The sequence below is a fragment of the Sphingomonas sp. CFBP 13603 genome (assembly GCF_014892665.1).
Classification (GTDB): domain Bacteria; phylum Pseudomonadota; class Alphaproteobacteria; order Sphingomonadales; family Sphingomonadaceae; genus Sphingomonas.
The window spans coordinates 60,581-78,588 of sequence record NZ_JADBIA010000017.1 but is presented as its reverse complement, the minus strand read 5'-3'; the positions used below and the strand labels follow the sequence as shown (position 1 = coordinate 78,588).

Below are 18,008 nucleotides of genomic sequence, written 5' to 3'. Positions count from 1 at the left end.
CCCAGCGCGCAGACCTCGACGTCCGCGCGCACCGCATCGCCGACGACGTCGCCGACGCGCACGCCGACCGCACCCGCGCCGAAGCCGCGATGGCCGCCGTCCCCGACGGCACCGCCAACGCGCGCCAGGTCGCCACGCTCCAATACGACGCCGAACGCAGCCGCGCCGCCGTCGCGCAAGCCCGTGCCGATCGCACCACGCTCGACCGCACCATAGCCGCCCACCGCGAACGCCTGTCCGCCGCGCAAGCCGACACCCGAAGCTGGCGCGCACGCGCCGGTGAAGCCGCCAAGCGCATCGCCGCCATGGACTCGCGCGAAACCACGCTCGGCACCGACTTAGCCGCGATCGCCGCTCGCCCCGCCGCCCTCGACGCAGAGATCGCCACGCTGGACGCCGAACACCAAGACGCGCGCACAACCGCCGACGCGCTCCTCGCCACCGAACGCACCGCGGAAACCGCCGCCCGCACCGCCGACGACGCCCACCGCGCCGCTACCGAAGCGCTCGCCGTCGCCCGCGAAGCGCGCGCCGGGGCGATCGCCCGCGTCGAAAACCACGAAGCGCGCCGCCTCGATCTCGGCCGCCTGTCGGGCGAACGCTTCCAATGCCCCGCGCCCGTCCTCCCCGAACGCCTCGGCTTCGCGGTCACCGACGTCCGCATGCCAGCGGAGGAGTCCGCCACCCACGACCGTCTCACTACCGACCGAGAGCGGATCGGCCCGGTCAACCTCGTCGCCGAAACCGAACTTGCCGAACTCGAAGAGTCCGCGCGGGGCAACGCGGTCGAACGCGACGAACTCGGCCAGGCGGTCAACCGATTGCGTGGCTCGATCGGCACGCTCAACCGCGAAGGCCGCCAGCGCCTGCTCGCCGCATTCGAAGCGGTCAACGGCCATTTCCAGCGCCTCTTCACCACCCTCTTCGACGGCGGCGCCGCGCACCTCGAACTGATCGACTCCGACGACCCGCTTGAAGCCGGCCTCGAGATCATGGCGCAACCACCCGGCAAACGCCTCCAGTCGCTCACCCTGCTATCCGGCGGCGAGCAGGCTCTGACCGCGGTCGCGCTGATCTTCGGCCTGTTCCTCACCAACCCCGCGCCGATCTGCGTCCTCGACGAGGTCGATGCGCCGCTCGACGACGCCAATATAGAGCGCTTCTGCGACCTGCTCGACCGCATGTCGCGCGACACTGACACGCGCTACCTCGTCGTCACGCACAACGCCGTCACGATGAGCCGCATGCACCGCCTGTTCGGCGTGACGATGATCGAACGCGGTGTCAGCCGCCTCGTCTCGGTCGACCTGCAAGCCGCGACCGGACTCATCGCAACGGCGTAGGGAGACAATCCCCGTTCGCGACGTTGACCCTCGATGTTCCTCGACGAATCCACCATCTGGCCGCGCAAGGAGGACCTGCCTCCCCGCAAGCCCGTGTATCGTCACGAGAAGGCGCTGACCCGCCTGATCTTCGTCTATCTCTTTCTGTTGCTGCTCCTGCCCGTAAGCCTTGGCGGCATGGTCGACCTGATCCGCTACGTGTTCGACTGACTGATCGCTGTCCTACACGCCCAAATCCTGACAGCGTTCCGACGCCTCGATCGTTAGACTTTCATACCCAGGAAACCGCCCCTGCGAAAACGCTCCCAGCGTCTACACTTTCTATACTTCACTCTGCCGTCACGACCGAGAACCGCCCCGCATCAGCGACATAGCAACAAGTTGATCTCCATCACTCGACACCCCTTTTCGCGGAACGTAAGACGAACGAATGGCTCAACTCGACACCCGTGAAAAGCTCGAGATCCTCGCCGACGCTGCCAAATACGACGCATCGTGCGCATCGTCGGGCACGACCAAGCGCAATTCGAAGGACGGCAAGGGGCTCGGTTCGACCGAAGGCATGGGCATCTGCCACGCCTATGCGCCCGACGGCCGCTGCATCTCGCTGCTCAAGATCCTGCTAACCAACAGCTGCATCTTCGACTGCCATTACTGCATCAACCGCAAAAGCTCGAACGTCCGCCGCGCCCGCTTTACAGCGAAGGAAGTCGTCGATCTCACTATCGCCTTCTACAAGCGCAACTACATCGAGGGCCTGTTCCTCTCGTCCGGCATCATCGCGTCGTCGAACTACACGATGGAACAGATGGTCGAAGTCGCGCGGAGTTTGCGCGAGGACCATCATTTCCGCGGCTACATCCACCTCAAGACGATTCCCGACGCCGATCCCGAACTCGTCCACCAGGCGGGGCTGTACGCGGACCGCGTCTCGATCAACGTCGAACTGCCAACCGCGAACGGCCTGAAGCGACTCGCGCCCGAGAAGGACGGCGTCCGTATCGAGACCGCGATGGCGGAGGTGAAGGCCTCGATAATCGACGGCAAGGACGCCAAGGCGAAATACAAGTCCGCGCCGAAGTTTGCCCCCGCCGGCCAGTCGACCCAGATGATCGTCGGTGCAGACGCCGCGACCGACGGCGACATCGTCCGGAAGGCGTCGACCCTGTACGACCGCTTCGGCCTTCGCCGCGTGTATTATTCGGCGTTCAGCCCCATCCCTGATGCGAGCGCCGTGTTGCCACTCCAACGCCCGCCACTGATGCGCGAGCACCGGCTGTACCAGTCCGACTGGCTGATGCGCTTCTACGAATTCCAGCCGCACGAGGTCGTCGCCGCCGCCGACGACGCGACCGGCATGCTCCCGCTCGACATCGACCCCAAGCTCGCCTGGGCACTCAAATTTCGCGGATCTTTCCCGGTAGACGTCAACCGCGCCCCCCGCGAAATGCTCCTCCGCGTCCCCGGACTGGGCGTGAAGGCAGTCAACGGCATCCTCACAAGCCGCCGCTGGCGCCGCCTGCATTTGGCGGACATCGCCCGCTTGACCGTGTCAGTCGCCAAGCTCCGCCCCTTCATCATCGCCGAGGATTGGCGCCCCGTGACGCTAGCGGACAAGGCCGAACTCCGACCCATCGTCGCCCCAAAACCCAAGCAAATGGAAATGTTCGCGTGACGCCCTTGCATTCCTCCCCGGCACGGGGAGGGGGACCAGCACAGCTGGTGGAGGGGGGCTTCCACGAGCGTATCATTGGTGGCGAACCCCCTCCACCACGCCGCTATGCGTCGAGGTCCCCCTCCCCGTGCCGGGGAGGATTATGCGCGTCGTAACCCTAACCGAACCCGACGATTTCGACGGCTGGCGCGACGCCGCGCGTGGCCTGATCGCCGAGGACGTCCCCCCCGACGACGTCGTCTGGCAAGTCGGCGACGAACCGGTCGACCTGTTCGCAACCGTAGCTGATCCGGCCCCCGCCCCACCCCCAGGCGCATTCTCCGTCCCACGCGCCTTCATTGACCTGGCCCGCAGCGCCATCCTCGGCAGCGACCCAGAACGGTTCGCCCTGCTCTACACGCTGCTTTTCCGCCTCCGCCGCGAACAAAAACTGATCGAGGACCGCGCCGATCCGCTCGTCCGCCGCCTCGACCGGATCGCCAAGGACGTCCGCCGCGACATCCACAAGATGCGCGCGTTCCTCCGTTTCCGCGAGGTCGAGGAGGACGGCGGCACGCGCTTCGTCGCGTGGTTCGAACCCGACCACCATATCGTCCGCGCCAACGCCGCGTTCTTCGTCAACCGCTTCGCCAGCATGCGCTGGTCGATCCTGACGCCCGAAGTCTCGATCCACTGGGATGGCAAGGCGCTCAGCGAAGGCCCCGGCGCCAGCAAGGCCGACGCCCCCGACGGCGACCCTACCGAGGAAGTCTGGAAGACCTATTACGCCAGCATCTTCAACCCGGCCCGCGTCAAGATCGGCGCGATGCTGAAGGAGATGCCCAAGAAATACTGGAAGAACATGCCCGAAACTGCGCTGGTGCCGGGGCTACTGGCGGCCGCGCAGGCACGGGAGAGCGGGATGATCCAGCGCGCGCGCGACACGGTCGGCGGCAATAGCCAGATTGCATGGGAAGCGCTACGCGACGAGGCCGCCGGTTGCACCCGCTGCCCGCTCTACAAGCCGGCGACGCAAACCGTGTTCGGCGAAGGCCCGGTCGATGCGCCGCTGATGTTCGTCGGCGAGCAACCCGGCGACCAGGAGGATATCGCCGGACGCCCGTTCGTCGGCCCCGCCGGCCAGATGTTCGACAAGGCGATGGCCGAAGCCGGCGTCGATCGCTCGCGCGCCTACGTCACCAACGCAGTAAAGCATTTCAAGTTCGAACAGCGCGGCAAACGACGCATCCACGCCAAGCCCGGCGCCGGTGAGATCGACGCCTGTCGCTGGTGGATCGAGCAGGAACAGATGCTCATCAAGCCGAAGGTGACCGTGGCGCTGGGCGCCACCGCGGCCCGGTCGCTGTTCGGCAAGGTGATGACAATAGGACGGGAGCGTGGACAGGCGCTGCAATTGCCCGACGGCGGCGAGGCGTGGATTACGGTGCATCCGAGTTACCTGCTGCGGCTGCCGGACCCAGCGCAGGCGGCGGAAGAATATGCGCGATTTGTCGAAGACTTGCGCGTCGTAGGCGGACGAATTGCTTGATCACCGATGGAGTAGATCGCACGCTCCTTTCCTCCGGCATCCTGACGAAAGTCAGGATGCCGAGCTCGTCAGTCGAATCGCTTCCTGACCCATTACATGCTGTTCGGTTCTGGTCCCAATCGGCCAGCAGGATCGTCGAGCGCTTCGATCGCAGCCATGTCCTCGTCATCCAGCGTCAGATCCAACGCCGCGAAATTGTCCGCGAGATGCTCGGCATCCGACGCCTTCGGGATAACCGAAAAGCCGTTCCCCAGATGCCATGCGAGGATCACCTGCGCCGCACTCCGACCATGCTTGTCCGCGATCCGAACGATCGCGCCGTCCTGCAGCAGCGTCTTGCCCTGCCCCAACGGGCTCCAGCTCTGCGTCACGATGCCGTGCGTTTCATGATAGGCGCGCTGCTCGCGCTGCTGGAAATTCGGGTGGAGCTCGATCTGGTTGACCGCTGGCGTCACACCGGTCGCAGCAACAATCGCGTCGATATGCTCGGGCAGGAAGTTCGACACGCCGATCGACTTGGCCTTCCCGGCATCACGCAGCGAGATCATCGCCTTCCACGCTTCGACATACTTGTCCTGCTTCGGCACCGGCCAGTGCATCAGGTACAGGTCGACCGACTCGACACCGAGCAGCGCAAGGCTCTCGTCCATCGCCGCTTCGGCGTCACCCTGCCGGTCGTTCCAGAGCTTGGTCGTCAGGAACGCGTCCGAGCCCTTGTAGCCGTCACCGACGCCGCGTTCGTTCTCGTAGATCGCAGCGGTGTCGACCAGCCGGAAGCCGATATCGAGCCCGGAGCGGACGATCGCCGCGGCCTGGCTGTCGGGGATCTGCCACGTGCCCATGCCGAGCTGGGGCATCGTGCGGCCGTCGTTGAGTGTAAGATCTGTCATGCCGCAAACAGCGCACGACACGGCCGACGGTTCCGATTGGCTCTTCCCTTCCGCGCCAGGTTCGCGCAATCGACCGACCCATGTTCGAAAAGATCCTGGCCGTGCTGGCCACCTTCACGATCGGCGTCATCTCGTCGGGTGGCTATGTCGGCATCGCGCTGCTCATGGCGATCGAGAGCGCGTGCATCCCGCTGCCCTCAGAGATCATCATGCCGTTCGCCGGCTACCTCGTCTCGACCGGGCGGTTCGACCTGTATCTCGCCGCGACCGCGGGCGCGATCGGGTGCAACCTCGGTTCGATCGTAGCGTACGAGATCGGCAAGCGCGGCGGCCGGCCGATGGCCGAACGCTGGGGCCGCTTCGTCCTGATCGGGCCGGGCGAGCTCGACGCAGCGGACCGGTTTTTCGCGCGCTGGGGCTCGATGGCGGTGCTGATCGGACGCCTGCTTCCCGTCATCCGCTCGTTCATCGCCTTCCCTGCCGGCGTCGCGCGGATGAAGCTGGTGCCGTTCCACGTCTACACGTTCATCGGGTCATGGCCGTGGTGCTTCGGGCTGGCATGGGTCGGCATGAAGCTCGGCGACAAATGGGACAGCGATCCACGCGTGAAGGCCGCGTTCCACAGCGCCGACCTGCTGATCGGCGTCGTCCTCATAGCCCTCGTCGGCTTCTACATCTGGCACCGGGTACGCGGACTGAAGCGCCACCCGTAACCGCGGCGCGCTGTTCTATACGATAGCTTTGGATTGGCGTTCCTCCTCCCAGCAGGAAGAGGAACGATGATCATACCATTCAGGGCAGGACAGGCACTTCCGCCGCGCGCGTCTTGTTTTCCAGGCGTGATTCGCGAACCCGCTGGCCGAAGCAGCCAGTGGCACCGCCGGCCCCGACTGCGGAGCAGCTGCCGATCGTGTTGACGCCCGACCCGGCGTCCATCGTACCCTGCGCCTTGGTCGCCCAGCTGGCATTCTCGGGCGTAACGACGAACTCGCGGAGTTCCTTCGGGACGCGGTACTGCTCCTGCGCGCTGCGGCGGACGCAGACGACGATCTCTTCGCCGTTCTGGTTGGTCGGGCAGCGTTCGTTGCCGAACAGCGTCAGGACGCCGTTGATCGGTGCGTTGCGCGAGACCTGAGGTGGCGCGACGACAGGTTTGGGTTTGGCCGTCGCGCCGGGAAGCGCGGGGGCCTTGGTTGGCAGTTGCGCCAGCGTCGGCCCCGTGTTGCCGGGCGAGTTTGGTTGCGCGGTCTGTGCGACCGCGGGTCCAGCGACGAGCAACGCCGCCGCAAATAGCATTTTCATACGCATCACTCCCACAATCCGTATTCCCGTCACCGGTCGTGTTCTCATTGTATCGGCCGCTGCTCAGATCCGCTTGGCGGTAGCGATCGCGACCTTGCATCCAAGCCGGATCGCCGCGCTCAACACCGGATAGCCCGGCGTTTCCTCAGCCCCAGCCGCAATCGCGGTCGCCTTGTGCTCGAGTTCCTCGGCCTGAAAATCGAGGATAGCCGCCGATAGCTCAGGGTCGCTGGCGCCAAGCTGAACGAGTTGTTCCTCGTAATGCTTGTCGATCTCGGTCTCGACCGCGGCCGTGCACGCCATCGCAGCCCGCGGGCTGATCGCGGCCGTGACTGCGCCCAGCGCGAAGCCGGCGACCTTCCAGATGGGCTGCAGCACCGTGGGCCGCACGCGGCGATCGACGATCATCTTGTCGAAGAACGCGCGGTGCCGCTCTTCCTGCTGCGCCATGTGGTGGATCGAGCGCGACGCCGGGTGACGATCGCCGAGCACGGCAAGCTGACCCGCATAGATACGGATCGCGCCGTATTCTCCGGCCTGGTCGACCCGGATCATCGAGTCCGTCGCCCGCTTGGCGTCTCCTGGCTTCCAGCCGCTCATCTCGTCTTCCTCATGAGTGCGAATATGGTGAACGCACCGACGAGGGAAAAGATCGCGTTGAACCCGGCGAGCGAAATGCCGAGCAGCTTCCACTGTGGCGAATCACAGCGCACCATCGGCGCGTTCATGATAGCAGCGAGGCGCTCGGCGGCGGTCGTGCCGGCCATCGAGACAGTCGTGGTGCAGGCGGTAAAGCCGTTCCACCAATGATATTCGACGCCGGCATGCGCGACGCCGATAAGACCGCTGAGCCCGATCAGCAGCCCGGCGATGATCACCAGCGATGCCCGCAGCGAACGGCCGGGGACGAAGAACGTCGCGCCGGCAACCAGCACTGCCGAATAATGTGGCCAGCGCTGCCAGTGACACATCTCGCACGGATACAGCCCGCCGAGATATTGCGACCCGAGCGCACCGAGTAGGAGGAACGCCGGCAGCAGGAGCGCGATGGCGCGTGCGATCTCTTCGTTCTTGGTCATGCCCAACCCGCGACGCACGCTCACTTGGCGGACGCCTTGGTTGCGTCGGCATCAGGCTTGATCGGGCGCGGCTTGGTGGCAGCGGCGACCTGCACCGGGCCACCGAGACGCGCGACGGTCTTGAGCGCGTAATAGAGCTGGAAGTCGTCGATGCCCTGCTTCTTCAGCTGATCAGGCGTCTGCGAGAAGCGCGGGTCGGTCTTGGTATCCTCCTCGAGCACCGCGTTGTCGGCCTTCACCTCGTTGATCAGATGCTTGCGCAGGTCGGCCTCGCGGAACACCGGGCGCGACTTGTAGTCGGGATCGGTGAGCTGCGGCACCTTGATGTCGGGCTCGATCCCGCCCTCCTGGACCGAGCGGCCGGACGGCGTGAAATAACGCGCGGTGGTCAGGCGGAGCGCTGTCTCGGGGCCGAGCTGAAGCACGGTCTGGACCGAGCCCTTGCCGAAGCTGCGCTCGCCCATGATTAGCGCGCGGTGATGATCCTGAAGCGCGCCTGCGACGATCTCGGACGCCGACGCGGTGCCGGGGTCGGTGAGGACGACGACCGGCAGGCCGTGCGCGTCATCGCCGGGCTTGGCGTAATAGCGCTCGATATCGGTCTTCTCGCGACCGCGCTGCGAGACGATCTCGCCGTGGTCGAGGAACGCGTCGCTGACCTCGATCGCCTGGGTCAGGAGGCCGCCGCCATTCTCGCGCAGGTCGACGACATAGCCGAGTGGGCGGTGGCCGAGCGACTTGTCGATGCTCATGATCGCCGCGCGGGTATCCGCACCGGTATGCTCGCTGAAGGTGTTGATGTTGATATAGCCGACGTCGCCGCGGACTTCCCACTTCACCGGCTTCTGGACGATGATCTCGCGCATCATCGTGACGTCGAGCGGCTTGTCGCGGCCGGGGCGGACCAGGCCCAATGTGATCTTGCTGCCGGGCTTGCCGCGCATCTTGCCGACCGCCTCGTCGAGCGAATCGCCGTAGATCAGCTTGCCGTCGATATGCGTGATGTAGTCGCCGGACTTCACGCCCGCGCGGGCGGCGGGAGAGTCCTCCTGCGGGGCGACGACCTTGATCGCGCCGTCCTCCATCTGCACCGTGAGGCCGAGGCCGCCGTAATTGCCCTCGGTCATGATCCGGAGGTTTTCGTAGTCGAGCGCGTCGACGTACGAGCTGTGCGGATCGAGGCTGGCGAGCATGCCCTGGATCGCGCCCTTGATCAGCGTCTTGTCATCGACCTTGTCGACGTAATCCGCCTTCACGCGGTTGAACACATCGAGGAACTGGTCGAACTCGCGGTAGGTGTCGGTGTCGACCGCCGCCATCGCCGAGGTGGCGAGCGGGATCAGCGTCAGCGCGCCGACGATCGCGGTCGCGGCAAGGAACGGGGTACGCAGTATAGGACGAGGCATCGATGGTCCTGCAACCTGAGAAAAGACGTGTCGTACGGTCGTGACGGCGTAGCGTAGCGGAACGCTGGCGGCAACGCGCGGAGCAAAGCGGCGCCAGGGTTAATAGCGGCTGACTGGGGGCGCCTGGCGACGGGGTTTGAGGCGGCGACTCTCCTCACCGTCATGCCGGGCTCGGTCCGGCATCCACGCTGCCCCATGCTCGGCAGGATTTGATTATTGGAACGGTGGCCTACTGACCCCGTCGGCGCTTATCCCCCGTCAAACGTGTCACGGTCATTCCCGCGCAGGCGGGAACCCATACTGGCAAATCTCGCGACATAATCGCCACCGTTTGAGCATCTGGATCCCCGCCTCCGCGGGGATGACGGAGCATTACATGTCAAAGAGGGGTGCCTGCCGAACCGGTCCGGGGTGACGAAGTAATTTGGAAAGGTCCGGAACACCTGCCAGCCGCCGGCTCTCAATTGATCAACGAAGCGACGTCGACGGGGCGGCCCCGGCGGCGGAGTTCGACCGTGATGCGCGGGTCTTCGCGGGGGGCGGTGCCGAGCGGCGCGCCCATCGCGACGCGATCGCCGGGCTTTGCGGATGTTGTCGCGAGGCCCGTGACGAGGCTGGTCCAGCCGTCGGCGTGGTCGATGATGACGATCGTGCCATAGTCGCGGAAGCGATGCGCGTAGCGCACCGTGCCCGCCGCGGGGGCGACGACACGAGATCGGGGGGCAGTGGCGAAGGTCAGGCCGCGCGATCGGACTCCGGCGTCCGAGACTTCGTCGAAGCCGGTGACGAGCCTGCCCGCTACCGGTGTACGGTACACGCCGCGCGGGGGCGCCGGGGGCGTCGTGCCGGGCGCGATCGGGCGGGGGATGGGACCGGCGAGCGCGATCAGGCTGGCTGCGGTCGCCTTGGCGTTGGTCGTGGCGGTCATACCGTCGACCAGATCCCGCGCGCGTTCGCCGAGCGCCAGTGCGCGATCGGATTCGCTGAGCGCACCGCGGTCAAGCGTCTGGCTGCGTTGACGATGGCGCGCCTCCAGGGTGGCCAGCGCGACGCGATCGTTCTCCAGGTGGGCGCGGCCGTCGGCGAGCGCCTTGGCGGCGAGCGTAGCGCTGGCTTGCAGGCGACGTGTTTCGACGAGTTCGATGCGAACTGCTTCGGTACGCTGGCGGACCACTGGGAGCGCGCTGCCGAGCACCGCGCGGACATGGACGAGGTCGTCGACCGATCCCGGCTGCGCGACTGCGACGATCGTCGGGCGGCGGGCGAGCGACTCCAGCGCGGCGAGCAACCGTGCGACCGGGGCTTGCGCGCGGCCGAGCTTGGCGCGCTGATTGGTCAGGAGGCGTTCGACTAGCGCCACGCGCGCACTGGCTGTCGCGAGGTTGGCTTCGGCAGCCGTTACGCGGGCGGCTAAAGCCTGTTCTTCACGCTGCGCCTTGTCGGCGGCGTTTCGCTCCTGGATAGCCGCTGCGGTGAGTTTGGCTGCACGGCGTGCGGCGATCGCGGCATCGCGCTTTGCCGCGACCAGACGCCCCTGTTCGCTCGCGACCTCAGCCGTGTCGTTGGTCTGCGCGGTCACGCCGCCCGCCACCGCGAGCAGCGCCGCGACGGCCAGGCCCCTCCCCATCCTCATGCATCACCCTTCGCGGTGATAGGGGTGGTTGGCAAGGATGCTGGTCGCGCGGAAGAGTTGTTCGGCGAGCATCGCGCGCGCGAGCAGATGCGGCCAGGTCGCGCGGCCGAACGAGAAGAGCAGATCGGCCTCGTCGCGCGCCGCATCGTCGAAGCCGTCGGCCGCCCCGATCATGAATCGTGCCTCGCGCACGCCGTCGTCGCGCCATCGCTCGAGCTTTTGCGCAAACTGCGTCGACGACAGCGTCTCGCCCTTCTCGTCGAGCAGGATGCGCTTGGTCTGCTCGCCGACCAGCGGGATCTTGCCGCCGGTGTCGGGGAGCTCGCTGACCTTGGTCGGCCAGACGATACGCTTCAGATAGCGGTCGACGAGGTCGGCCTCGGGCGAGCGACCGATCCGACCGCAGGCGACGATGTGGAGCAGCATCGCCGCCTCTGGGTCGGTTTAGTCTTCGTCGGTGAAGGTCGGCACGGGCGGCGGCGCGGGTGCATCGCCGAATGCCCACATCCGCTCCAGATTGTAGAAGCTGCGGACTTCGGGGCGGAACAGGTGGACGATGACGTCGGTCGCGTCGATCAGCACCCAGTCGGCGGTCGGCAGGCCTTCGATCTTCACCGGACGCTTGAACTCGGCCTTGATCCGCTCGGCCAGCTTCTGCGCCATCGAGGCGACCTGGCGGGTCGAACGACCGCTGGCGATCACCATGTAATCGGCGATGCTGGTCTTGCCCGCGAGCGGGATCGAGATGGTCTCGACCGCCTGGTCGTCGTCGAGCGACGCGAGGATCAGGCGATGCAGCGCCTCAACCTCTTCGGGGTCGGTCGCGCGAGGGGCAGTAGGGGAAGTTGCCAAGTCAGCTCCTGGGTAAGACTACCGGACCAGCAACGTGCTGAACCCAGTCGGGATTTTTGGCACGCAGGCCGGTTGCGGAGGTCGGGTCGGGTCGGAAGCGCAACAGCACAAGGGCCGGCAATCTCCACGTCGTCCAGCTCTTCGCATGGTCTGTGCGCCGTTGGAAGCGCCGCAGCCAACCCATCGCGGGGGCCGCGAGGGCGCGCCCGTCATATCCCGGACGCGCGATTACCGCAATCGGAACCTCGCGGGCGATCTGCCGCCAGTTCTTCCATCGATGGAAGTCGGCGAGATTGTCCGCCCCCATCAACCAGATGAACCGCATTTTGGGATAGCGCCGATTGAGCTTGCGGATCGTGTCGAGCGTGTAGCGAGTGTGCAGCCGCGCCTCGATGTCGGTCGCGCGGATCGGTGCGCGGCGGGCCATTTTCCGCGCCGAGGCAAGGCGGGCGGAGAGCGGCGCCATGTCGTTGGCTGCGTCCTTGAGCGGGTTGCCAGGGGATACCAGCCACCACGCCTCGTCGAGCGCGAGCGCGTCGATCGCTGCCAACGTGATGCCGCGATGGCCGCAGTGCGCAGGATTGAACGACCCGCCGAGGATACCGACGTTGGTCATGGTTCGATGAACCAATCCTCGCGTTCGTGCGGCACTCGAAGGATCTGCACCAGATCGCCGACGATGCGATATCGAATGAGATACGGCGTATCGAAGACGCGTAGAATGCGATTGCCGTCTCGATGTGGACGCCCGCCTCGCGGAAAATTCTCGAGAAACTTCGATCTTAACCGAATGGCCCCGAGCGTTCGTACTGCCCATTCCGGGTCAGCCTCGGCGGAGAGCCACATATCGATACCGCGCAAATCGTTCAGCGCAGGCGTCGTCCATTCTATTTGCACCGAGATTGATGCCGTTCGATCATCCGATCGAGCTCAGCCATCACCTGATCGTGCGGAACGACATCACCGCGATCCGCTGCATCGATACCAACCTGGATGAACGCACGGTAATCCGCTTCGCTTTCGGCCACGCGTCGGATGGCCTCAGCGGCAAATTGCGGGCCGGTCATGCCCTTGGCCGCAGCAAGGCTATCAACGATCGCCATCGTCTCGGCGTCGAGCTCTGCCGTTATCGGGGTGAAAGCGTTCATAGCGCGAAGCTACTCCTTCGACTGCACCGCATCAACCGCGCACCTGGCCGGTGCCGCGGCCGATCCATTTGTAGGTGGTGAGGCCCTCCAGTGCGACCGGGCCGCGGGCGTGGAGGCGACCCGTGGCGATGCCGATCTCCGCGCCGAGGCCGAACTCGCCGCCGTCGGCGAACTGGGTGGACGCGTTCCAGAGAACGATCGCGCTGTCGACTGAGGTCAGGAAGCGCTCGGCAACGGCGGCGTCTTCGGCGACGATCGCGTCGGTGTGGTGCGAGCCGTGGCGGGCGATGTGCGCTACAGCGCCCTCGAGTCCGTCGACGATCGCTACCGAGGCAATCGCGTCGAGATACTCGGTGTCCCAGTCGGTTGCGGCGGCGGCAGCGATTTCAGGAACGAGGGCGTGCGCGCTTGCGTCTCCACGGACTTCGCAGCCCGTCGCAGCGAGACTTCGGATCAAGGCGGGTGCGTCCGCGTAATTACGGTCGATCAGCAGCGTTTCCATCGAGCCGCAGACACCGGTGCGGCGCATCTTCGCATCGACAACGACGTCCTTGGCCATCGCTGGATCAGCCGACGCATGCACGAAGACATGATTGATACCATCGAGATGCGCGAGAACGGGAACGCGCGCTTCAGCCTGGACACGCGCGACGAGACTCTTGCCGCCGCGGGGGATGATCAGGTCGATCACCCCGTCCGCTTTCAGCATCGCGCCGACTGCCGCGCGATCGGTGGTCCGCACGAGTTGCACCGCGTCGACGGGCACCCCGCCCGCCTTCAGCCCGGCGACCAGTGCCGCGTGGATCGCGCGACTGCTTTTCACCGCTTCCGATCCGCCGCGCAGGATCGCCGCGTTACCGGCCATCACGCAGAGCGCCGCAGCGTCGGCGGTGACGTTGGGGCGGCTCTCGTAGATGATACCGATGACGCCGATCGGCACACGCACGCGCGAGAGCTTCAGGCCGTTCGGGCGCTCGCTGGCGTCGATTACCTGCCCGACCGGATCGGCGAGCGCTGCCACGGCCGCGACGCCGTCAGCCATCGCCGCGACCCGCGCTTCGTCAAGCCGCAACCGATCGAGCAACGCACCCGACAGACCTGCCTCGCCGGCGCGCGTCATGTCCTCGGCGTTCGCCGCAACGATCTCAGCAGATGCCGCCCGGATCGACTCCGCCGCCGATGCAAGCGCCGCGGCTTTAAGCGCCGACGGCATCGCTGCTAGAACCAGCGCGGCAGCGCGCGCGCGGCGGCCCATTTCGGCAATCATTTCGGTCGGATTTTCTGCGTCGGCCATGGCCTGCGCGGTAGCATGCGAAGCCCCTCGCGCCAACGTCAGGAACTCGTTACGCTGCCGATATTGCAGGGGGACGCATGACTGGGGACATCGGGGCGGCGGCGGATATCGCCACGGGAAGTTTCGTCGGGCGTGCGTTCGAACCGAGCGCGGGCGAAGCGCATGGCGTGCGTACGGGCCATGGCCCGGACGGTGCGCTTTGCCTGAATTGCGGGACGCGGCTACTGGGCGAGCACTGCCATGCCTGCGGCCAATCGGGGCATGTCCACCGCTCGCTCGGCGGGATCGGGCATGAGATCGCACACGGGGTTTTCCATTTCGAAGGCAAGATATGGCGGACCTTGCCGCTGCTGGTACTGCATCCAGGCGCGCTTACGCGGCGGTACGTCAATGGCGAGCGGTCGCGGTTCGTGTCGCCGCTGGCGCTGTTCCTGTTCACCGTCTTCCTGATGTTCGCGACGATCGGTGCGGTCGGCGGCGAAATGACGAAGGACTTCATCCGGGACCAGCGCACCGGCAAGACGTCCGACTATGCCCGCGAGGCCGCCAGGGCTCGCCTCGCGTTGACAAAAGTCGAGGGGCAGCAGGAGGTTGCGAAGCGTGACCCCGCCAGTCTTTCGGGGGAGCAGCTTGCCACGCTCGATCGGCAGGCAAGCGCCCTTCGTACTACCGCTCGTGCACTCGGCGTGGCGGCGGATATGCAAAACGGTGCCGCCTACGGCACGGTCGTCGACCTAGGCGATTTCAAGACCGGCTGGGAGCGGCTCGACCACGGGATCGCCAAGGCGAACGGCAATCCGGGCCTCATGTTCTACAAGCTGCAGACCAGCGCGTATAAATACAGCTGGGGGCTGATTCCGTTATCCGTGCCGTTCATGGCGCTTCTTTTCCTCTGGCGACGCCAACATCACCTCTACGATCACGCAATCTTCGTGACCTATTCGCTCGCGTTCATGATGCTGCTGACGATCGTGCTGATCATAGCGGGCGTGATCGGCGTCGCGGAGGGCTGGATCGTTATGGCGGCGATGTGCGTGCCGCCAGCCCATATGTTCGCGCAGCTTCGGGGGGCGTATTCGCTGCGGAAGTGGTCTGCGGCGTGGCGGACTGTGGCGTTGTTGACGTTCGCGTTCACGGTGTTGCTGGCGTTTATCGTGCTGCTGTTACTGCATGGTTTGACGGATTAGGGCGGAACACCGTCGGCCACCCTCACCTCTTGCGTCATCCCCGCGAAAGCTGGGATCTCGTTGTGCGGGCCGTGCACTCTCCAACAGGGAGACCCCAGCTTTCGCTGGGGTGACGAATGTACGTGGGTAACTAGCAGCTGCAGAAACCTCAGCGGCACGGGTAGAGGTTCGCCAGAACGCGGGCGTAGCCGTCCTTGAGGGGGCGCTTCTGGTAGCTGGCGGGTAGTTCGTTCAGGCCGTCGAGCATGTCCATGATGCCGACGGACTCGCCTTCCGGAACGCAGGCGATCGGTGGCTTGCCGGCAGCGGCGCGAGCGGCGCGTTCTGCCTTCAGCTGATTGGTCGCGGCCTTGGCTTCAGCCTTCAGGGCGGGGAGGTCGGGGGACATCAGTGCCATCGGACCCTGGTCGCGCAACGCGTTGGCGCGCGCGAGGAAGGTGCCGACGGTCATCGCCGCGCTTGCCGGCATCGCCACGCCGACCATGAGCAACGCTGCAACTACAGCCTTCGAACGCGAATACGACATGGGCGGCCTTTCCGAGAAAAGACCGCCCATAGAGCTACTTAAGTGACTGTCCGGTGAACCGGATCACGCCCCCAAAGGGGTTGGCGTCCCGAAAGGTCCCGACGGACGGCGGGTCTTGGGGATCGACGTGCCCGCACGCGGGACGGTCGACGCCTTAGCACCCGGATCCGGACGATCGAGATCCTCGCCCGCGATCAGCTTCTTGATCTCGTCACCGGTCAGCGTCTCGAACTCGAGCAACGCGCCGGCCACGGTGTGAAGCTGGTCGACGTGATCACTCAGCACCTGCTTGGCGCGGCCGAGACCACCTTCGACGATCCGCTTGATCTCGTCGTCGATCAACTGCGCGGTCTGGTTCGACATGCGCGACGGACGGCTCGACGAGTAGCCGAGGAACGACTCGCCCTCGGGCTCCCCGTATTCCAGCGGTCCAACCTTGTCCGACATGCCCCAACGCGTGACCATGTCGCGGGCCAGACCCGTGGCGTACTGGATGTCGCCCGACGCGCCGGACGAGACCTTGTCGTAGCCGAAGATGACTTCCTCGGCGACGCGTCCGCCCATCGAGACCGCGAGGTTCGCGTACATCTTGTCGCGGTGATAGCTGTACGAGTCCCGCTCCGGCAGACGCATGACCATGCCCAGCGCACGACCGCGCGGGATGATCGTCGCCTTGTGGATCGGATCCGACGCAGCCTCGTGCATCGCGACGACGGCATGGCCGGCCTCGTGATACGCAGTCATCCGCTTCTCGTCGTCGGTCATGACCATGCTGCGACGCTCTGCGCCCATCATGACCTTGTCCTTGGCCTCCTCAAACTCAGCCATCGCCACCAAGCGCTTGCCCTTGCGCGCCGCATGCAGCGCCGCCTCGTTGACGAGGTTAGCGAGATCGGCACCGGAGAACCCGGGCGTACCGCGTGCGATGACGCGAGCATCGACGTCGGGCGCGAGCGGCACCTTCTTCATGTGCACCTCAAGGATCTTGATGCGACCCTCGATATCCGGACGCGGCACCGTGACCTGCCGATCGAAACGGCCCGGACGCAACAACGCGGGATCGAGCACGTCGGGACGGTTGGTCGCGGCGATGATGATGATGCCTTCGTTCGCCTCGAAGCCGTCCATTTCGACCAGCAGCTGGTTCAGCGTCTGCTCGCGCTCGTCATTGCCGTTGCCGAGACCGGCACCGCGATGACGACCGACCGCGTCGATTTCGTCGATGAAGACGATGCACGGTGCGGACTTCTTGGCCTGCTCGAACATGTCGCGGACACGGCTCGCACCGACGCCGACGAACATCTCGACGAAGTCCGAGCCCGAGATCGTGAAGAACGGTACGCCAGCCTCACCTGCGATGGCGCGGGCGAGCAACGTCTTGCCGGTACCCGGCGAGCCGACCAGCAAAGCGCCCTTGGGGATTTTGCCGCCAAGGCGCGCGAACTTGGTCGGGTCCTTGAGGAACTCGACGATCTCCTCGAGTTCTTCGCGCGCCTCGTCGATACCGGCGACATCCTGGAAGGTGACCTTACCCTCCTTCTGCGTCAGCATCTTCGCGCGGCTCTTGCCGAAGCCCATCGCGCCCGAGCCAGAGTTCTTCTGCATCTGCTTCAGCACGAAGAACGCTATGCCAAGGAACAGCAGGAACGGCAGCGACTGATACAGGAGCAGCGCCAGCATCGACGGGCCCTCTTCGGGCTTCGCGCTGATCGAGACGCCCTTCTCGCGCAGCTTCGGCACGAGCGTCGAGTCCGGGATGGGATACGACTTGAACTTCTCGCCCGAGGACAATGTCCCCGAGATGATATCGCGCGAGATGTTGACGTCCTTGACGGTGCCCTCGTCGACCTTGTCGAGGAACGCCGAATACGCGATCGTGTTTCCGCCCGACGCCGCGGTACGGCCGTCGAACATGGTTACGAAGAGCGCCAGCGCGAGCAGGATGCCGACCCAGATCAACAGGCTCTTCATCCAAGGATTGCCGCCGCCATTTTCGGGGCCGCCGTTTCCGGGGCCCTGGGGCTTCTGACCGCGGTTGTCGTTGTCGCTCATGGGTGCACGATACCTTTCACCACACAAGATAAGCGTGCGCAGGTTAATGGCAATGGAACAACGCGCGACTTGCGTTGATCAGTGTGAACGGAC

Annotated in this window: 19 protein-coding genes and 1 pseudogene; 6 read left to right on the top strand and 14 right to left on the bottom strand. The window is 65.6% G+C overall.

The genetic code is table 11. From position 1 onward, the window contains the following. From IFR23_RS19230 to IFR23_RS19215, 4 genes and pseudogenes are all read left to right on the top strand, one after another. A pseudogene (locus IFR23_RS19230) lies at positions 1 to 1,343 on the top strand (chromosome segregation protein); the annotation flags it as partial. A 33-nt stretch (positions 1,344 to 1,376) separates the two neighbouring features. Further along, complete coding sequence (locus IFR23_RS19225; protein WP_192977221.1) at positions 1,377 to 1,553, top strand: hypothetical protein; 177 nt, start codon at positions 1,377 to 1,379, stop codon at positions 1,551 to 1,553. Positions 1,554 to 1,773: 220 nt separating this feature from the next. After that, entirely contained in the window at positions 1,774 to 3,018 is a 1,245-nt protein-coding gene (locus IFR23_RS19220) for a putative DNA modification/repair radical SAM protein (protein ID WP_192977220.1), read from the top strand. A gap of 142 nt (positions 3,019 to 3,160) precedes the next feature. Beyond that, positions 3,161 to 4,546, top strand: a complete 1,386-nt coding sequence (locus tag IFR23_RS19215) for a UdgX family uracil-DNA binding protein (RefSeq protein WP_192977219.1) — start codon at positions 3,161 to 3,163, stop codon at positions 4,544 to 4,546. A 92-nt stretch (positions 4,547 to 4,638) separates the two neighbouring features. Here the strand turns inward: IFR23_RS19215 and IFR23_RS19210 are convergent, their stop codons facing one another. After that, the gene (locus IFR23_RS19210; protein ID WP_192977218.1) at positions 4,639 to 5,436 is read right to left on the bottom strand and encodes an aldo/keto reductase; all 798 of its coding nucleotides are present in this window, start codon (positions 5,434 to 5,436) and stop codon (positions 4,639 to 4,641) included. Positions 5,437 to 5,516: 80 nt separating this feature from the next. Here IFR23_RS19210 and IFR23_RS19205 point away from each other — a divergent pair, with 80 nt between their 5' ends. Further along, on the top strand, positions 5,517 to 6,149 hold the full coding sequence (locus IFR23_RS19205; protein ID WP_192977217.1) for a DedA family protein: 633 nt from the start codon (positions 5,517 to 5,519) through the stop codon (positions 6,147 to 6,149). Positions 6,150 to 6,228: 79 nt separating this feature from the next. On the opposite strand, the gene IFR23_RS19200 is transcribed toward IFR23_RS19205, so the two are convergent. The 11 genes from IFR23_RS19200 to IFR23_RS19150 form a co-directional block, all read right to left on the bottom strand. Then, positions 6,229 to 6,738 (bottom strand): hypothetical protein, encoded by a 510-nt coding sequence (locus IFR23_RS19200; protein ID WP_107963195.1) that lies wholly within the window; start codon positions 6,736 to 6,738, stop codon positions 6,229 to 6,231. A gap of 63 nt (positions 6,739 to 6,801) precedes the next feature. Further along, the gene (locus IFR23_RS19195) at positions 6,802 to 7,338 is read right to left on the bottom strand and encodes a demethoxyubiquinone hydroxylase family protein (protein ID WP_056051676.1); all 537 of its coding nucleotides are present in this window, start codon (positions 7,336 to 7,338) and stop codon (positions 6,802 to 6,804) included. Next, the gene (locus IFR23_RS19190; RefSeq protein ID WP_107963193.1) at positions 7,335 to 7,817 is read right to left on the bottom strand and encodes a disulfide bond formation protein B; all 483 of its coding nucleotides are present in this window, start codon (positions 7,815 to 7,817) and stop codon (positions 7,335 to 7,337) included. Before IFR23_RS19190 ends, IFR23_RS19195 begins: the two co-directional genes overlap by 4 nt. A 20-nt stretch (positions 7,818 to 7,837) precedes the next feature. Next, complete coding sequence (locus IFR23_RS19185; protein WP_192977216.1) at positions 7,838 to 9,223, bottom strand: S41 family peptidase; 1,386 nt, start codon at positions 9,221 to 9,223, stop codon at positions 7,838 to 7,840. A 460-nt stretch (positions 9,224 to 9,683) separates the two neighbouring features. Next, positions 9,684 to 10,856, bottom strand: coding sequence for a murein hydrolase activator EnvC family protein (locus IFR23_RS19180; protein WP_244655801.1), 1,173 nt, complete (start codon positions 10,854 to 10,856; stop codon positions 9,684 to 9,686). A 3-nt stretch (positions 10,857 to 10,859) separates the two neighbouring features. Next, on the bottom strand, positions 10,860 to 11,282 hold the full coding sequence (locus IFR23_RS19175) for a 23S rRNA (pseudouridine(1915)-N(3))-methyltransferase RlmH (protein ID WP_192977215.1): 423 nt from the start codon (positions 11,280 to 11,282) through the stop codon (positions 10,860 to 10,862). An 18-nt stretch (positions 11,283 to 11,300) separates the two neighbouring features. Beyond that, positions 11,301 to 11,708: a ribosome silencing factor gene (gene rsfS / locus IFR23_RS19170; protein ID WP_056061225.1), complete on the bottom strand. Its 408-nt coding sequence runs from the start codon at positions 11,706 to 11,708 to the stop codon at positions 11,301 to 11,303. Between the two features lies 1 nt (position 11,709). Continuing rightward, complete coding sequence (locus IFR23_RS19165) at positions 11,710 to 12,339, bottom strand: nicotinate-nucleotide adenylyltransferase (protein WP_274599210.1); 630 nt, start codon at positions 12,337 to 12,339, stop codon at positions 11,710 to 11,712. Then, positions 12,321 to 12,554, bottom strand: coding sequence for a type II toxin-antitoxin system RelE/ParE family toxin (locus tag IFR23_RS20665; protein ID WP_446740928.1), 234 nt, complete (start codon positions 12,552 to 12,554; stop codon positions 12,321 to 12,323). Before IFR23_RS20665 ends, IFR23_RS19165 begins: the two co-directional genes overlap by 19 nt. 41 nt (positions 12,555 to 12,595) lie before the next feature. Beyond that, complete coding sequence (locus IFR23_RS19155) at positions 12,596 to 12,856, bottom strand: CopG family ribbon-helix-helix protein (protein WP_192977212.1); 261 nt, start codon at positions 12,854 to 12,856, stop codon at positions 12,596 to 12,598. Positions 12,857 to 12,887: 31 nt separating this feature from the next. Continuing rightward, positions 12,888 to 14,150, bottom strand: a complete 1,263-nt coding sequence (locus tag IFR23_RS19150; protein WP_192977211.1) for a glutamate-5-semialdehyde dehydrogenase — start codon at positions 14,148 to 14,150, stop codon at positions 12,888 to 12,890. A gap of 77 nt (positions 14,151 to 14,227) precedes the next feature. Here IFR23_RS19150 and IFR23_RS19145 point away from each other — a divergent pair, with 77 nt between their 5' ends. Beyond that, entirely contained in the window at positions 14,228 to 15,337 is a 1,110-nt protein-coding gene (locus IFR23_RS19145) for a DUF3667 domain-containing protein (RefSeq protein WP_192977210.1), read from the top strand. A 148-nt stretch (positions 15,338 to 15,485) separates the two neighbouring features. Here the strand turns inward: IFR23_RS19145 and IFR23_RS19140 are convergent, their stop codons facing one another. Together IFR23_RS19140 and ftsH are read right to left on the bottom strand one after the other, a co-directional pair. After that, positions 15,486 to 15,863, bottom strand: coding sequence for a hypothetical protein (locus IFR23_RS19140; protein WP_244655800.1), 378 nt, complete (start codon positions 15,861 to 15,863; stop codon positions 15,486 to 15,488). Between the two features lie 63 nt (positions 15,864 to 15,926). After that, a complete protein-coding gene (gene ftsH / locus IFR23_RS19135; protein ID WP_192977209.1) occupies positions 15,927 to 17,915 on the bottom strand; it encodes an ATP-dependent zinc metalloprotease FtsH in 1,989 nt (662 codons plus the stop codon). Between the last annotated feature and the right edge of the window lie 93 nt (positions 17,916 to 18,008).

Excerpts from the sequence above, each read along its gene's own strand:
- IFR23_RS20665 (WP_446740928.1), bottom strand. The coding sequence starts at position 12,554 with ATGTGGCTCTCCGCCGAGGCTGACCCGGAATGGGCAGTACGAACGCTC.
- IFR23_RS19210 (WP_192977218.1), bottom strand. The coding sequence starts at position 5,436 with ATGACAGATCTTACACTCAACGACGGCCGCACGATGCCCCAGCTCGGC.
- IFR23_RS19190 (WP_107963193.1), bottom strand. The coding sequence starts at position 7,817 with ATGACCAAGAACGAAGAGATCGCACGCGCCATCGCGCTCCTGCTGCCG.
- IFR23_RS19225 (WP_192977221.1), top strand. The coding sequence starts at position 1,377 with ATGTTCCTCGACGAATCCACCATCTGGCCGCGCAAGGAGGACCTGCCT.
- IFR23_RS19145 (WP_192977210.1), top strand. The coding sequence starts at position 14,228 with ATGACTGGGGACATCGGGGCGGCGGCGGATATCGCCACGGGAAGTTTC.
- IFR23_RS19200 (WP_107963195.1), bottom strand. The coding sequence starts at position 6,738 with ATGAAAATGCTATTTGCGGCGGCGTTGCTCGTCGCTGGACCCGCGGTC.
- IFR23_RS19155 (WP_192977212.1), bottom strand. The coding sequence starts at position 12,856 with ATGAACGCTTTCACCCCGATAACGGCAGAGCTCGACGCCGAGACGATG.
- IFR23_RS19185 (WP_192977216.1), bottom strand. The coding sequence starts at position 9,223 with ATGCCTCGTCCTATACTGCGTACCCCGTTCCTTGCCGCGACCGCGATC.
- IFR23_RS19220 (WP_192977220.1), top strand. The coding sequence starts at position 1,774 with ATGGCTCAACTCGACACCCGTGAAAAGCTCGAGATCCTCGCCGACGCT.
- IFR23_RS19140 (WP_244655800.1), bottom strand. The coding sequence starts at position 15,863 with ATGTCGTATTCGCGTTCGAAGGCTGTAGTTGCAGCGTTGCTCATGGTC.
- IFR23_RS19215 (WP_192977219.1), top strand. The coding sequence starts at position 3,161 with ATGCGCGTCGTAACCCTAACCGAACCCGACGATTTCGACGGCTGGCGC.
- IFR23_RS19205 (WP_192977217.1), top strand. The coding sequence starts at position 5,517 with ATGTTCGAAAAGATCCTGGCCGTGCTGGCCACCTTCACGATCGGCGTC.
- IFR23_RS19195 (WP_056051676.1), bottom strand. The coding sequence starts at position 7,338 with ATGAGCGGCTGGAAGCCAGGAGACGCCAAGCGGGCGACGGACTCGATG.
- IFR23_RS19150 (WP_192977211.1), bottom strand. The coding sequence starts at position 14,150 with ATGGCCGACGCAGAAAATCCGACCGAAATGATTGCCGAAATGGGCCGC.
- IFR23_RS19180 (WP_244655801.1), bottom strand. The coding sequence starts at position 10,856 with ATGAGGATGGGGAGGGGCCTGGCCGTCGCGGCGCTGCTCGCGGTGGCG.
- ftsH (WP_192977209.1), bottom strand. The coding sequence starts at position 17,915 with ATGAGCGACAACGACAACCGCGGTCAGAAGCCCCAGGGCCCCGGAAAC.
- IFR23_RS19175 (WP_192977215.1), bottom strand. The coding sequence starts at position 11,282 with ATGCTGCTCCACATCGTCGCCTGCGGTCGGATCGGTCGCTCGCCCGAG.